Annotated in this window: 11 protein-coding genes and 1 tRNA gene; 7 read left to right on the forward strand and 5 right to left on the reverse strand. The window is 63.9% G+C overall.

The features are described from left to right. Positions 1-16: 16 nt before the first annotated feature. Positions 17-964: a PAC2 family protein gene (locus OSC27_RS04655; protein WP_267180227.1), complete on the forward strand. Its 948-nt coding sequence runs from the start codon at positions 17-19 to the stop codon at positions 962-964. Between the two features lie 183 nt (positions 965-1,147). Here the strand turns inward: OSC27_RS04655 and mshC are convergent, their stop codons facing one another. From mshC to OSC27_RS04670, 3 genes are read right to left on the reverse strand one after another with little or no spacing between them, the layout of a single operon-like run. Continuing rightward, the gene (gene mshC, locus OSC27_RS04660) at positions 1,148-2,437 is read right to left on the reverse strand and encodes a cysteine--1-D-myo-inosityl 2-amino-2-deoxy-alpha-D-glucopyranoside ligase (protein ID WP_267180228.1); all 1,290 of its coding nucleotides are present in this window, start codon (positions 2,435-2,437) and stop codon (positions 1,148-1,150) included. A gap of 9 nt (positions 2,438-2,446) precedes the next feature. Further along, a complete protein-coding gene (locus tag OSC27_RS04665) occupies positions 2,447-3,316 on the reverse strand; it encodes an undecaprenyl-diphosphate phosphatase (protein ID WP_267180229.1) in 870 nt (289 codons plus the stop codon). Positions 3,317-3,376: 60 nt separating this feature from the next. Beyond that, positions 3,377-4,690, reverse strand: coding sequence for a M20/M25/M40 family metallo-hydrolase (locus OSC27_RS04670; RefSeq protein ID WP_267180230.1), 1,314 nt, complete (start codon positions 4,688-4,690; stop codon positions 3,377-3,379). A gap of 216 nt (positions 4,691-4,906) precedes the next feature. On the opposite strand from OSC27_RS04670, the gene OSC27_RS04675 reads away from it, so the two are divergent. From OSC27_RS04675 to OSC27_RS04695, 4 genes are all read left to right on the forward strand, one after another. Further along, positions 4,907-4,994: transfer RNA gene (locus OSC27_RS04675), tRNA-Leu, on the forward strand. A gap of 822 nt (positions 4,995-5,816) precedes the next feature. Continuing rightward, positions 5,817-7,121 carry an AAA family ATPase gene (locus OSC27_RS04680; RefSeq protein WP_267180231.1) on the forward strand — a complete coding sequence of 435 codons (1,305 nt, stop codon included), beginning with the start codon at positions 5,817-5,819 and terminating at the stop codon, positions 7,119-7,121. A gap of 894 nt (positions 7,122-8,015) precedes the next feature. Further along, positions 8,016-9,098: an EcsC family protein gene (locus tag OSC27_RS04685; RefSeq protein ID WP_267180232.1), complete on the forward strand. Its 1,083-nt coding sequence runs from the start codon at positions 8,016-8,018 to the stop codon at positions 9,096-9,098. A gap of 823 nt (positions 9,099-9,921) precedes the next feature. After that, on the forward strand, positions 9,922-10,443 hold the full coding sequence (locus tag OSC27_RS04695; protein WP_267180233.1) for an AAA family ATPase: 522 nt from the start codon (positions 9,922-9,924) through the stop codon (positions 10,441-10,443). 164 nt (positions 10,444-10,607) lie between these two features. Here OSC27_RS04695 and OSC27_RS04700 read toward each other — a convergent pair whose 3' ends face one another. After that, positions 10,608-11,270 carry a TetR/AcrR family transcriptional regulator gene (locus OSC27_RS04700; RefSeq protein WP_267180234.1) on the reverse strand — a complete coding sequence of 221 codons (663 nt, stop codon included), beginning with the start codon at positions 11,268-11,270 and terminating at the stop codon, positions 10,608-10,610. Between the two features lie 151 nt (positions 11,271-11,421). Between OSC27_RS04700 and OSC27_RS04705 the strand changes: the two genes are divergently transcribed. Continuing rightward, positions 11,422-12,033, forward strand: coding sequence for an NADPH-dependent F420 reductase (locus OSC27_RS04705; RefSeq protein WP_267180235.1), 612 nt, complete (start codon positions 11,422-11,424; stop codon positions 12,031-12,033). Positions 12,034-12,162: 129 nt separating this feature from the next. On the opposite strand, the gene OSC27_RS04710 is transcribed toward OSC27_RS04705, so the two are convergent. Then, the gene (locus OSC27_RS04710) at positions 12,163-12,765 is read right to left on the reverse strand and encodes a dihydrofolate reductase family protein (RefSeq protein ID WP_267180236.1); all 603 of its coding nucleotides are present in this window, start codon (positions 12,763-12,765) and stop codon (positions 12,163-12,165) included. A 138-nt stretch (positions 12,766-12,903) separates the two neighbouring features. On the opposite strand from OSC27_RS04710, the gene OSC27_RS04715 reads away from it, so the two are divergent. Then, complete coding sequence (locus OSC27_RS04715) at positions 12,904-13,347, forward strand: hypothetical protein (RefSeq protein ID WP_267180237.1); 444 nt, start codon at positions 12,904-12,906, stop codon at positions 13,345-13,347. The last annotated feature ends 146 nt before the right edge of the window (positions 13,348-13,493 follow it).

Below are 13,493 nucleotides of genomic sequence, written 5' to 3' on the forward strand. Positions count from 1 at the left end.
TGGGGCAGAGGAGACCGTGACAGACGAGAAGCGCTTTCTGGCCGGCCGGGTGCTGGTCGTCGCCTTCGAGGGCTGGAACGACGCGGGCGAGGCCGCGAGCGGGGCGGTGCGCACTCTCAAGGATGTGCTCGACGTCGTGCCGCTCGCCGAGGTCGATCCCGAACTCTACTTCGACTTCCAGTTCAACCGCCCCACGGTGTCGATCGAGGAGGACGGCAGTCGCACGCTCGAGTGGCCATCGGCTGCGGTGTACGGCCCCGTGCATCCGGGCATCGAACCGCGCGAGCTCGCCGACGACGCCGAACTGAGCGTCAGCGGGGCGAACGCGGGCAACATCTATCTGCTGCTCGGCACCGAGCCCTCGCGAAGCTGGAAGAGCTTCACCGCCGAACTGCTCGACGCGGCGCTCGCCGCGGACATCGAGGCGGTGGTGCTGCTCGGCTCCATGCTCGCCGACGTTCCGCACACCCGCCCCATCTCGGTCTTCGCCTCGAGCGACAACGCCGACGTGCGAAACGAACTGCAGCTCGAGCGCAGCAGCTACGAGGGGCCGGTCGGCGTGCTCAGCGTGTTCGCCGACGCGGCCGAGAAGGTCGGGATCCCAACGGTGCAGATCTGGGCGTCCGTGCCGCACTACGTGCACAACGCACCCTCACCCAAGGCCATGCTCGCGCTCATCGACAAGCTCGAGGAGATGATCGACGTCACGATCCCCCGCGGCGACCTCGTGGAGGAATCCGCCGCATGGGAGGCGGGCATCGACGCGCTCGCCTCAGACGACGAGGATATGGCGTCGTACATTCAGCAGCTCGAGCAGGCACGCGACACGGTCGACTCGCCCGAGGCGAGCGGTGAGGCCATCGCGCAGGAGTTCGAGCGCTACCTGCGCCGGCGTGGCGACGGGCGTGACGGCAAGGAGGGGCGCGACGGCCGCGGCGACGAGCCGTGGCGCGGCCGCGACTGAGGCCCTGAGCTCGCCGCCTGACAGCGAGTCGGGCCGAATCGCGGGTTTGCCCGCGTGGAACCCGCAATGTGACCCGCCTCGTGGTGTGCGCGGGTCGGCCCACTCTGCGAGTCGAGCCGAATCGCTGGTGCATTCGCGCGCGAGCCACAACATGGCCCGCCTCGTGGGGCGAGATGGTCCGAATCAGGCCAGGCGGATGCCGAGCAGCGCGTCGACCGCGTCGACGAGCAGCTCGGTGTCGTCGACGCCTGTCTCGATTGCGCGATCGATCGCGGCGATGGCCCGTGGCGTGTCGAGGTCGTCGGCGAGTGCCGCGCGCAACTCGGCGACGGCCGCCGTGGCAGGCTCGGTGCCGGCCGGCGCGGCGTAGGCCGGGTCAGCGCCAACCGGCTCGGCACCGCTCACGGGGCGAGCCACCGCGGCCCGCCACCGCTGAAGGCGCGCGACCGCGTCGGCGAGCTGCGCATCCGTCCACTCCCAGTCGTCGCGGTAGTGGTGCGAGAGCAGCGCCAGGCGGATGGCGGCCGCATCGACACCCGCCTCGCGTAGTGCCGAGACGAGCACCAGGTTGCCGAGCGACTTGCTCATCTTCTCGCCCCGGTAGGCGATCATGCCCGCGTGGCTGTACACGCGAGCAAGCGGCTGCCCGCTGAGTGCTGCCGCGTGGCCCGCGCTCATCTCGTGGTGCGGGAAGGCGAGGTCGCTGCCGCCGCCCTGCACCGTGAAGTCGTGCCCGAGGTGCTTGAGCGCGATCACCGAGCACTCGATGTGCCAGCCGGGGCGGCCCTCGCCCACCCGGGAGGGCCACGACGGCTCCCCGTCGCGGGCGGCGCGCCACAGCAGCGGGTCGAGCGGGTTCCTCTTGCCGGGCCGCTCCGGGTCTCCCCCGCGCTCGCCGAAGAGCGCAAGCATGGTGTCGGTATCGAGGTTGCTCTCGTCGCCGAGCTGCCACGGTGAGGCGTCGGCCGCGGCCCGATTGTCGAAGTAGAGGTCGTCACCGACGGCATCCGCTGTGGGAACGCGGTATGCGAGACCCTTGTCGAGCAGAATGCAGCACGCCTCGGCGATCTCGGCGATCACCTCGGTGACGGCCACGTAGTCATCGGGCGGAATGATGCCGAGGCTCGCCATGTCCTGCCGGAACAGCTCGATCTGCTCGTCGGCGAGGTCGCGCCAGTGAACCCCGTCGCGCGTGGCGCGCTCGAGCAGCGGGTCGTCGATGTCGGTGATGTTCTGGGCGTAGTGAACCCGGTAGCCGGCATCCCGCCACACGCGCTGCAGCGTGTCGAAGGCGAGGTACGTGTTGGCATGGCCGATGTGCGTGGCGTCATACGGGGTGATGCCGCAGACGTAGAGGCGTGCGGTGCCGCCGGGCTCCGCCGTCAGCATGCCCTGCGTTGCGGTGTCGTAGAGCCTCGGCGTGGTGCTGCACCCGGCAACGTTCGGGATGCGCGGGGCCGGCCACGCCCTCATGCTCGCGCCCTACGCATTCAGAACTCCGGTGGCGAGCAGCACGATGAGGGCGAGGCCCAGCAGGATGCGGTAGAGCACGAACGGCAGGAACGAGCGGCGCGAGATGTAGTTCATGAAGAACGCGATGACGACCAGGCCCACGACGAAGGCGACGACGGTGGCGGCGAACGTCTCGAAGCCGCCGAAGACCTCGGGTGTGCAGGCGGCGTTCGCGGCCGTCGCCGCCGCGTGCGTGCACGGGTGCGCGACCGACTTGTAGAGCTCGTACAGCCCGCTGCCGAACACCGCGGGGATCGCGAGCAGGAACGAGTAGCGGGCGGCGGAGGGCCGGTCGTAGCCCATGATGAGGCCCGCCGTGATGGTGCCGCCGGAGCGTGAGACGCCGGGGATGAGCGCGAACGCCTGCGCGAACCCATAGATGATGCCGTGGCCCCACGTGAGGTCTTTCAGGGTGCGCTTGCGCGAGCCGAGGGCGTCGGCGAGGCCGAGGATGATGCCGAAGAGGATCAGCGTGGTGGCCACGATCCACAGGGAGCGGAAGGTCGTCTCGATCGCGTCCTGGAAGAGCAGCCCGAGCACCACGATTGGGATGCTGCCGATGATCACGAGCCAGCCCATCCTGGCATCCGGGTCATTGCGGGGAATGCGGCCGAAGAGCGAACGGAACCAGTGCGAGATGATGCGCACGATGTCGCGCCAGAAGTAGACGATGACCGCGGTCTCGGTGCCGAGCTGGATGATCGCGGTGAACCGGGCGCCCGGGTCGTCGCCCGTGCCGAGGAACTCGCCGACGATGCGGATGTGGGCGCTCGACGACACCGGCAGGAATTCGGTGAGCCCCTGCACGAGGCCGAGGATGAGGGCGTTGATCAGGTTCATGTGCTCTCTTCGAGACGGGCGATGCGGCTGTCGCTGCGGCTGACGGTCAAGCGGAAGGCGTCAGTATCGCAGCAGCAGATCTGCCAGAACCTTCCTGCCAAACACTAACGCGTCGAGGGGCACGCGCTCGTCAACGCCGTGGAACATGCCAGGGAAGTCGAGCTCGGCGGGCAGGCGCAGCGGCGCGAAGCCGTAGCCATCGATGCCGAGCAGGCTGAGCGCCTTGTTGTCGGTGCCGCCCGACATGAGGTACGGCAGCACCGGCGCGCCGGGGTCGTGCCGGCCGAGCGCGTCGGTGATGGCCGTGACGAGGGCGCCTTCCAGCGGCGCCTCGAGCCCGATATCGCGGTGCACAGTCTCGACCTCGACATCATCACCGACCAGGCCGCGCACCTCGGCGAGCACCTCGTCCTCCTCCCCCGGCAGGGTGCGGATGTCAATGAGCGCCTCGGCCATCTCCGGTATCACGTTGTGCTTGTACCCCGCGGTCAGCTGCGTGGGGTTCGTGGTGGTGCGCAGGGTGGCGAGGATGAAACCGGCGGCCGTTCCCGTACGCAGCACCAGCGCATCCGGCCCCGCCTGCTGGGGGTCGGCGCCCAGAATGCGCCCGAGTTCGCCGACGAGTTGCGTCGTCGTCTGTGTGAGTCGGATGGGCCACTCCCGTCGCCCCACCGCCGCGACGGCCTCCGCCAGCCGCGTCACCGCGTTCTCGCGGATCAGCCGCGAGCCGTGCGCCGCCTTGCCGCGGGTGACGAGGCGGATCCAGATGAGCGACTTCTCCCCCGTCTGCAGCAGGTACGCCCGCTTGCCCTCGATGTCGATCGAGTAGCCGCCGACCTCGCTGATGGCCTCGGTGGCGCCGGCGAAGAGCTCCGGGTGGTTCTTGACCAGGTAGTGCGAGCCGAGCAGGCCGCCGTCCTCCTCGTCGGCGAAGAAGGCGATCACGAGGTCGCGAGCCGGGCGCCGGCCCGAGCCCAGAATGTCGCCGAGGGCCGTGAGGATCATGGCATCCATGTCCTTCATGTCGACCGCGCCTCGCCCCCAGAGCATGCCGTCGATGATCTCGCCGGCGAACGGGTCGACGCTCCAGTTGCTCGCGTCGGCGGGCACGACATCGAGGTGCCCGTGCACGACGAGCGCCGGCTTGGAGTGGTCGGCGCCCTCCACCCGCGAGATCACGCTCGTGCGCCCGGGGTCTGAGTCGAAGAGCCGGGGGGTGAGCCCGAGGCGGCGAAGCTGCGCCTCGACGTACTCGGCGGCATCCGTCTCACCGTTCGAGCGCCCGCGGCCGTAGTTCGTGGTGTCGAACCGAATGAGGTCGCGCGCGATCGCGGCGGTCTCTTCGAGGGGGCTGGCGGCGGAGTCGGCGGTCATGCCTTTACGCTACCTTTTGCCGCCGGGGTCGTCGCTGAGCGTGCGTCTGGCTTGCCTCTGACCTTGCCGCTGGCCGCCCCGATCCTGGCCGTGGCATCGCGAACGAATTGCAAGCGGATGCGCGCCATTCCGCGCGCCCACAGCCTGCTGAAGCGGCCCGATTTTCGTGCTAAGGTCGTACCTCGGCAGCCGCTTCACCGGCTGTCGGTTCACCCTGTCCGGGTGGCGGAAATGGCAGACGCGCTAGCTTGAGGTGCTAGTGCCCGTATAGGGCGTGGGGGTTCAAGTCCCCCCTCGGACACCACGAGTAGTTCGGAAAATCCAGCGGGAGATTCCGGAAAATTGGTCGACACGATCGCGGATGCGATCGGTCGGCCTTTTTTCATGCCTTCGTAAGGCCGGTAACCGTTGAAGATGGCCCCGAAAGTCGCGAGTTAACGACGAAACGGCGCGCCTGAAGTTTTTCAGGCACGCCGAATCGGTCGGTATTGCGGTGTGTTGTTGTGCGTGAGGTTGCGGCTATCGCCGTTGTGGCGGCGTGACCTCAGGAGGGGTTATTTCTCCGCTACTTTGCCAGTACACGTCGGAGGCATACCTGGTCTTCGAGCCAAAGGTTCCTCTGAACTGCAGAATCTGTTGGAAGTAGGTCAACATCTGGCGGAGGTTCTCGGCGACGAGCGCGAGGGCGATGACGATGTAGGTGAAGGTGTTGCCGCGCGCGGAGCGCTTGTTGGGGTCGGCGAGGTCTTCAAACTGGCTGCGCTTAGCATTGGCGTTTGCTGACTCAACAGTGTTTCGCAGTTCGTAGACAGGGTCCTATGTCGAGCGGCCCAAGGAGTCATGCGATCTGCTGAGGCGACAACTGCGGTGAATTTGGTCCTCTCCTAACGGGGCAAATTGCAAAACTCACTCTTTGCCTCACCACACAATCCGTGCCGAGGTAAGTATCGGGAATCCACTATGTTCATGGTGGGTCGAAACGGATCCAAGCGCAGCTTCGAAGAGTTGCAGTGCAGGAATCGAGCGTGTGGCGAATCACGAGAAAGGGAGATAGATGTCGGACCCTCAGCCGAGGCGCGCGACGGCGGCGCGTGGTCGACGTAAGCGCGCTGACTTGACTTTGACGGTGGAAGGGTACAAAGCGATTCGACAGCCCAACGACCTGGTTGTGCGACCGCTCACACTGATCTCGGGCGCAAATAGCTCGGGAAAGTCCAGTTTCATCCAGCCATTTCTTATGCTCAAACAAACCTTAGACTCGGCGTTCGATCCGGGACCGCTCTTGTTGTACGGGCCGAACGTCAAAATTACTGACTATTCGCAGCTCCTAAGCCGAGGCAAATCGAGGCAGGACGTCGTCAAGGCCTTTCAGATCGGCATGCGGCAGGGTAACGAGTCGCGAAGTCTTCGTTTTGTCGAGCGAAAGTCGGGTCTTGTAATCGCGTCGGATGTCGTTGGCAGCCACGGTCGAGACGTGACGCTTTCAGAATCGCTCACTGCTGTACAGACCGAGGCCCTCAGGGATCGATTCGCGAACGAAGCGCAGCAGTACGTGGACCTTATCGGGAAGAACACCGATCAAAGCGGCGACTGGTCACTCGAGGTGTACCGGAACCGATGTTTTCTTGAACTCTTTGTTCTTATCTCGGATCGCGATCGAAAAATACGCCTGAACATAGGGCGCAATTTCGGAAACAATGACCAATGGGTTGATCTCCTCCGAGGCATTATTCACGTTCCCGGCTTGCGCGGGAACCCAGAGCGCGCGTACGCGCGCTCAGCCGTGGGTGACACGTATCCGGGCACGTTTGAAACCTACGTTGCGAGCATCATCTACGAATGGGGAGAATCTGACGGCGACAAGCTCGTCAAGCTAGCCGCAGAGCTTGAGCGGCTCGGCCTGACGTGGAAGGTCAGCGCGAGACGCCTGAATGACGCGTCTATCGAAATCATGGTCGGTCGCTTGCCTCACGCTCAGCAGGGGGGTGCCTTCGACTTGGTGAGTGTTGCCGACGTTGGATTTGGTGTGAGCCAGACGCTGCCCGTAATCGTCGCACTCTTGGCCGCTAAACCAGGACAGATCGTGTACATAGAACAGCCCGAAATACATCTTCATCCTCGTGCGCAACTCGCTCTAGCGGACAGCCTGGTGGACGCTGCAAATCGAGGCGTCAGAGTAATTGCAGAAACCCACAGTTCGCTTCTGATTCGTGGCGTTCAAACGGCTGTTGCCGAGCGCCGACTCGCGGCTTCTGACCTGTCTCTTAATTGGTTTGGGCGGGACGCTGAAACGGGATTCCAGACGATCTCGCAGGCTAACGTCGACAGGTCGGGTCGATTTGGGGACTGGCCGCTCGACTTTGATGACGTATCGCGTGATGCCGATTGGGCGTTCTTAGACGCTGTCGGCGGCGAGGATATCCAAGGCTGACATTGATCCCGACTAATCACATCATCGTGGACGCTTCCATTGCTCGGAGCGTTAGCGATCCTGCGCGTCACCCAGTGAGCGCGGCCTGTTTGACGCTTGCCCGGACTCTCGAGACCAGAGAGTGCGCGACAGGCGCTGCCTTTACACCAGCGCTGCTCGCGGAATGGAAGATTCATGCTCCCCGCGTCATGACTTCATGGCTCGCCTCGATGGAGTCGAGGGGGCGGCTTCGTCGCGAGAGCGATCGTCGAGTGAATGATCTGCGCCGCGCCGTGGAGGCTGTACACGATGACGGCATCCGAGCCGCTTTGGAGAAGGATCTGCATCTCAGTGAGGCAGCAGTGCTTCATCGTCTGCCCGTTGCCTCTCGAGATGACAAGCAACGAAGTTTCCTGGCCGAACTTGCGCCTTCATACCCTGCGGCGGGGCGCATCCAGTGGCTCAACCCCGCTCTCGTACCCGACGGCTGGCAGGTGTGGCTCATGCAAGGTTGCACCGACTCGTCGGTGTACGCGACAGCACCGTAGGTGCTCTTTACTTGAATAAGCAACATAACGCGGGATGCTAAAGGCCGTCCGCAGCAAACGGAAGCGACCCGTTAGGGGCGCTGGGCCTGCTATCGGTTTGGACGGCTTCTGATTTGTCGGCTTTCTATAGAGGTGGCTGATAACAGCACTTATAGCAATCAGGTCGATAACGGGTATCCGGGCAATATGAATGCGCCCGCAAGCGGAACCTGCCTGCGTTATCGAGAATGTCAGCAGACAAGGCGTGTCGAAGCTAGCGCTCCCCTCGGAGTGGGACGTCGCACCGTTGGACTAGGACCACGAGACTAGGGGTGACACTAAAAGCAGCGAAGCGTGAAAGAGAGAAATGGGCGCAATGGCGGAGAGCATGACCAGCTACGAGCAGCGAGCGTGGGAGAAGCTCATTGCGGATGAGCGGTCGCGCCGCAACAGTCTGCGGGCACGCGCGACCGACAAGGTGTCAGGAGCAGTCTCAACGGTCTTCTCGACCGCCGGTGAAGTGATAAACAAGATTCCTGGCGGCGAGAAAGTGACTGACAGCATCGATGCCGGGATCAAGCGGGCCCTAAACGGAGCGGCGAAGGCGGTTTTCATGCCAGCCATTGCGTCGGTCTCGATCGATCGTCGGACGAAACGGCTTCGCAAGCAGCATCCCGAGATCGGCGATACCTCTCCCTTTGAAGTCCTGGATCTCGAGGCGCTGGATAAGGGCAGGCCAAAGCAGATCATTCCTCTGGCTGGCGCGCTCGGTTCCGCGGGCGCATCAGTTGCGATTACCGGTGCCGAGGTCTCCACCACTGTGAGCGGAGGAGCTACTGCGAGTGTGATTGCTGTTGCGATCGCCGGCGATGTCGCCGCAACGTTGGCCCTTCTGGGCCGTGCGATTGCTGAGGTTGCTGTCCACTACGGCTTCGATCCGAACGAACCTGGCGAGGAAGTCTTTCTCATGGGGGTGCTGTCCTACAGCACGGCATCGAGCCTCGAAGGGAAGGCAGCGGCTCTCGCCGCGCTCTCGCGGCTGAGCCAGCAGATGATGCGACGAGCCACTTGGCAGGAGCTCGAAAAGGACGTCGTCGTCAGGTTCATCCAAATCGTATTCGCGAAGATCGGTGTGAAACTGACACACAAACGCTTGGCGCAAGTTGTGCCTGTGCTCGGCGGTGTTATGTCCGCAGGGCTGAGCTACGACATGCTGAGTCGTGCCCTCGGCAATGCAACTCGTGTCTACCGCGTGAGGCACCTCTCGGAGAAGTATGGATTGTCCTTCGACGAGTGGGTCGAGCAGACGATGGTGAACGATGCGGCCGAATTGAGCGATGATGAGTCCTCCGACGAAGAAACGATCGACGTGGAAGTCGAAGTACAAGCTGCAATCCTTGCAGCACACCACGACGATTCCGACGAAGTCGCTGAAAGCGTAGAAGCTCAAGCGGATGTGGACTCGCGTTAGCTGTATGCCCTAGGGGCGTAAGTTGACCGGGTGACGGGCAGCCAGGCTTTGGTCGCGGTCTGGGGCCCGCGGCGATTGTATTCGTCCAGCTATGCCGAAAGCGTGTTGCGCGGACCGATTCAGCGGCGTAGAGGTCGCTTAATGCCCACCGGTCGGTCAGCGTATGGTGAAAGCGTTCGGTTTTGCCGTTAGTCGGTGGCCGGTAGGGCTGCGTCTGCTTCACCTTGATTCGGAGACCGGCGACGGTGCCGCTGGGTGAGATTTGTAGGCGCAGCCATTGTCCGACACGACTCATTGAACGGTGGAATGGCGGTCGGCGAACTAGGGCACAGTCCGCTGTCGTCGGGCGCGGCGACGACAGACCTGAAGAAGTTATCGACATGTGAAGGTGATTTCTAATAGAAGAATCGTTTGTTTGCCGAGTCGCGGCGATGGTCCAGCGCTGATACGTCGATAGGTAGGAGCCGGAATTGCGAGGAGGGTTCCCACTTAGACCGGAGGGTCTAGTGCCACGGATTCTCGGCGAGCCGCCGACGCTGTCGGTGCGTGCGCCGACGAGTCTCTGTGCCCCGACGCCCTCTTCGTCTCACTGGCTTCGTTGGCGAATAGTGCGTCGAGCAAACGGCGGAATGATTGGGCAGCGAGGGCTGCCGTGGAATTTGAGAAGTTTCTGCTTGGAACGGCTCGTGGAGTATCGGAAATCACCCCAGCGATTCAGGGCCAGAATGGATTTCCCGAACTACTCACCACATAGTACGCGACGATCAGACGATCGGTGTCATACCTAACTGTCGCTTGTGGCTCTTACGGGTATTCTGACGCTGTGATCGTCTGGCTCAACGGAACCCACGGCGTTGGCAAGACCACGACAAGCGCACTTCTTCAGGCGTTGATCCCGGATTCCCGCGTGTTCGATGCCGAGAAGGTAGGCGAGACGCTCATGGATCTTCGGCCCAGCCTTCCCGAGACAGACAACTTTCAGCACTGGCCGCCATGGCGGCCGCTCGTAGTCGACACCGCTCGTCGCATCCTCGACTACACGGGCGGCACTCTCGTCATACCCATGACCGTGCTCGTGGAGCAGTACTGGCAAGAGATCAGCGTTGGCCTCGCGGCACACGCAATTCCAATCCGACACTTCTTGCTTCACGCGGATCCCGACACGCTGCGCGGCCGGATCGAGAACGACCCAGTGATGGGCTACTCGACGTTTCGCATCAAATACATGGAACCCTACACGGCCGCCTACGCCGACTGGTTGCGTGACGAGGCGGAGATCATCGACACCAGTCACATAAGCCCCAGCGAGGCCGCACGGCTAGTTGCGAACGCGCTGCACGACTAGCGTTGCCCGGACACATGGATTTCGGTCATGCGGGATACTTAGGGCCATGGCAGGGGTTGAATCGCTTCTGGGCCAGGCAGGACTCCCGCCGGCGGAGCGTGTGGTCGAACTCACCTCCTCCGGTCTTGACAACCGGTGCACGCCGCCGCACGAGCGGTCGCTGATCAGTCCGCCTTGTTGAGATGCACCATGGCGTCGTAGAGCTGCTCGTCCGTCATCGGCGGCTCGGGAATCGGGTGCGCCCGCTTGGCCCGGTACGCGTCGAGCATGAGGTAGAGCTGACGCCGCCACGCGCCCGGTGCGGTGGTGCTGGTGGCGTCGAGCAGCCGACCGTTGAACCAGATGAGGTTGACGATGTCGGCCAGAGCGATGTCAGGGCGAGCCGCGCCGGCCTCTTGGGCTCGGGTGAGCACGAGCTCGATTTGTTGGCACATCTGGTCGTGGATGCGCTCGGTGTCCGGGCTGCCGGGGAAACGACGCGAGAGGAAGTCATTGAAACCTCGGTCTCCCGCCTGCACCCGAAACAGGTTCTCGAGGTAGGAGACGAACCCTTCCCACGCATCCTCGATTTCCAATGCCTTCTTGGATCCGTCGGTGAACTCGCGAAGGCGCGGCTCAAGGGCGGCCAAGAGCAGGTCCAGGCGGGTCGGGAAGTGCCGGTACAGGGTGCCGATGGCGACATCGGCGTCGCGAGCGATCTGTTCTAACGAGGCATCCACGCCTTTGAGAGCAAACTCGCGCTGCGCCGCAGCGATGAGCCTGTCACGGCGCTGTTGGGCGTCGCGGCGACGCGGCGGCCGCATCCGCTCATCTTGTTTGATGCTCATGTCGTGATTCTAGTTCGGGAATCGTGGAATACCTGAGGCACCCCTCCGGTTCAACCCAGCAACCGGAGGGGTGCCTCATCTTGGTGCGTCAATCGATGACCGATCGAGTCCTCCACGGCAAACCGTTATCGGCAGAACGAAGGAGCACATCATGACCACCATCACCATCATCGGCGCAGGCAACATGGCCACCGCCATCGGCACCAGGGCGGCGAAGCACGGCCACACCGTCGAATTCATGAGCCGTAACGCTGCCAAGGCCGAGGCGCTTGCCCAGCAGATCGGCAGCGGCGCCACCGTCGGCACGTACGGTGCGAAGCCGGCGGGTGACATCGTCTTCCTCGCCGTCTTGTACGCCGGCGCGGTTGATGTGGTCAGGCAATATGGCGATGCGCTGGCCGGCAAGATCCTCGTCGACATCACCAACCCGTTCAACGCCGACGCAAGCGGGGTCGTGACCACTCCGGGCAACTCGGCGTCCCAACAGATTGCCGCCGCAGCCCCCGAGGGCACTCACGTCGTGAAGGCGTTCAACACGATCTTTGGCGGCGTTCTCGCTGCAGACAAGCCGTTGGATGTGTTCTTCGCCGGCGGCAGCGCCGAGGCGAGGGCGCGCGTGGCGGCGTTCCTGGAAAGCCTGGGCATGCGACCCCTCGACGCGGGAGGGCTGGAGACCACGTACGCTCTCGAGTGGGCGGGCATCCTGCTCATGGGTCTGGCCCGCAACGGCGGCGGCTTCGGCATCGCGTTGGGAGCCAAGTAGCCGAGTGCGCTCGACGGCGCGGGCGTGGGCGCCGGCGCGGTGGTCACCGGCGCCGCGTGCGGGCATCACGACCCGTATGCGGCGTGCCGCCAAGTTGTTGGCGCCGGCAGCCGTAGTGGGAACCAGCCTTCAGTTCGCGCGGAAACGGATGTGCGTAGCCAGCGGAGAATGCAGTACTTCGACAGGTTCCAGTCCGAACGTTTCGACGCCATCGAAGAGGCGCTCCCCCGACTGCAGTAGGACCGGGGCGACGTCGAGTGTGAGCTCGTCGATTACTCCGGCGCTGAGTGCCTGGCGAACGGTAGAGGCGCCACCCGCGATGTCGACGCCGTCGCTGCCCGCTACCTCACACGCCCGGGCGTAGGCGGCGTCGAAGCCGTCGGTGACGAAGAAGAAGGTCGTGCCGCCCTCCATCTCGATCGGCTCGTGCGCGTGATGGGTGAGTACGAACACCGGAGCGTGATAGGGCGGCTCCTGCCCCCACCAGCCACGCCAGTCCTCCTCCCACTCACCACGGACAGGCCCAAACATGTTGCGCCCCATGAGGTAGGCGCCGCGCGGGCGCATCAGCCAGCCGTTCGCGATGTCGTCGGCCTCGTTGGCGCGCTCATCGCCCATGTGCCAGCCGTGGAGTTCGCCTCCGCGCTTGCCGAGAGGATGCTCGCGGCTCTGGCTCGGCCCGGCAACAAAACCGTCGAGCGAGATCGACATGTGACATGTGGTGTCGGGCATTCATGGTCCTTGTGCAGCGATTGAGAATTGCGGCTGGTGACTCACGCAATCTACTACCCGAGATGGATGACGAGGCCACGAAGGCGTCATTAGCGTTGAGCGTGTCAGCGGGCGCCTCATGTGCCGGAAGGAGCAACGATGCCGATTCTGCGAAGCGGCATAAGCCGGCCAGCGCTGTTCATAGCCGCTTGTCTCGCGTTCGTGCCTCTCTTGACCGCATGCACTTCGGAACCGACAGTTCGACACTTCACCTTCGACGGTGTTCAGGACGAGACGGCGACACACGTATATACCGTCGGGTCGAGGGCAATGGGAACCGCAACGGAGACGCCGGGAGCTCCGATGGCAGGCGAGTACGTCGTGTCCATTCAACTCACAGCAGCTGGCGCGGACGCAACCACAGTGCACCCCAACGTCACCGTCTACTTCGAGAATTCCACGGTGCACTGTTACGCGCGGGGCGCGAGTCCCCACGATCCCGTGCAAATCACCGAGGGCACGACGTCGACGAAGCTCATCTGTGAAGAGCCGTTCCCGGATCCGATGAAAATCCTCGGGATCTTGGTTACCGATGGTGGCTGACTGGCCGCTCCCTCATACCGTGTGACCGTGGGCCGGGCGGCACCCGATCCGCGGGCCTCACGGGGCGGGAGGCTCGGTGTTCGCCGAGCTTTCCGCCTGCCGCTTGCCGATTGCAATGACTGAACCCGAACACCGCACAGAACAGG

It is taken from the genome of Microbacterium sp. STN6, assembly GCF_026410545.1.
Taxonomy (GTDB): domain Bacteria; phylum Actinomycetota; class Actinomycetes; order Actinomycetales; family Microbacteriaceae; genus Root112D2.

Bases quoted from the DNA above. Each gene is read 5' to 3' on its own strand.
- OSC27_RS04665 (WP_267180229.1), bottom strand. From the start codon at position 3,316: ATGAACCTGATCAACGCCCTCATCCTCGGCCTCGTGCAGGGGCTCACC.
- mshC (WP_267180228.1), bottom strand. From the start codon at position 2,437: ATGAGGGCGTGGCCGGCCCCGCGCATCCCGAACGTTGCCGGGTGCAGC.
- OSC27_RS04685 (WP_267180232.1), top strand. From the start codon at position 8,016: ATGACCAGCTACGAGCAGCGAGCGTGGGAGAAGCTCATTGCGGATGAG.
- OSC27_RS04715 (WP_267180237.1), top strand. From the start codon at position 12,904: ATGCCGATTCTGCGAAGCGGCATAAGCCGGCCAGCGCTGTTCATAGCC.
- OSC27_RS04705 (WP_267180235.1), top strand. From the start codon at position 11,422: ATGACCACCATCACCATCATCGGCGCAGGCAACATGGCCACCGCCATC.
- OSC27_RS04700 (WP_267180234.1), bottom strand. From the start codon at position 11,270: ATGAGCATCAAACAAGATGAGCGGATGCGGCCGCCGCGTCGCCGCGAC.
- OSC27_RS04710 (WP_267180236.1), bottom strand. From the start codon at position 12,765: ATGCCCGACACCACATGTCACATGTCGATCTCGCTCGACGGTTTTGTT.
- OSC27_RS04670 (WP_267180230.1), bottom strand. From the start codon at position 4,690: ATGACCGCCGACTCCGCCGCCAGCCCCCTCGAAGAGACCGCCGCGATC.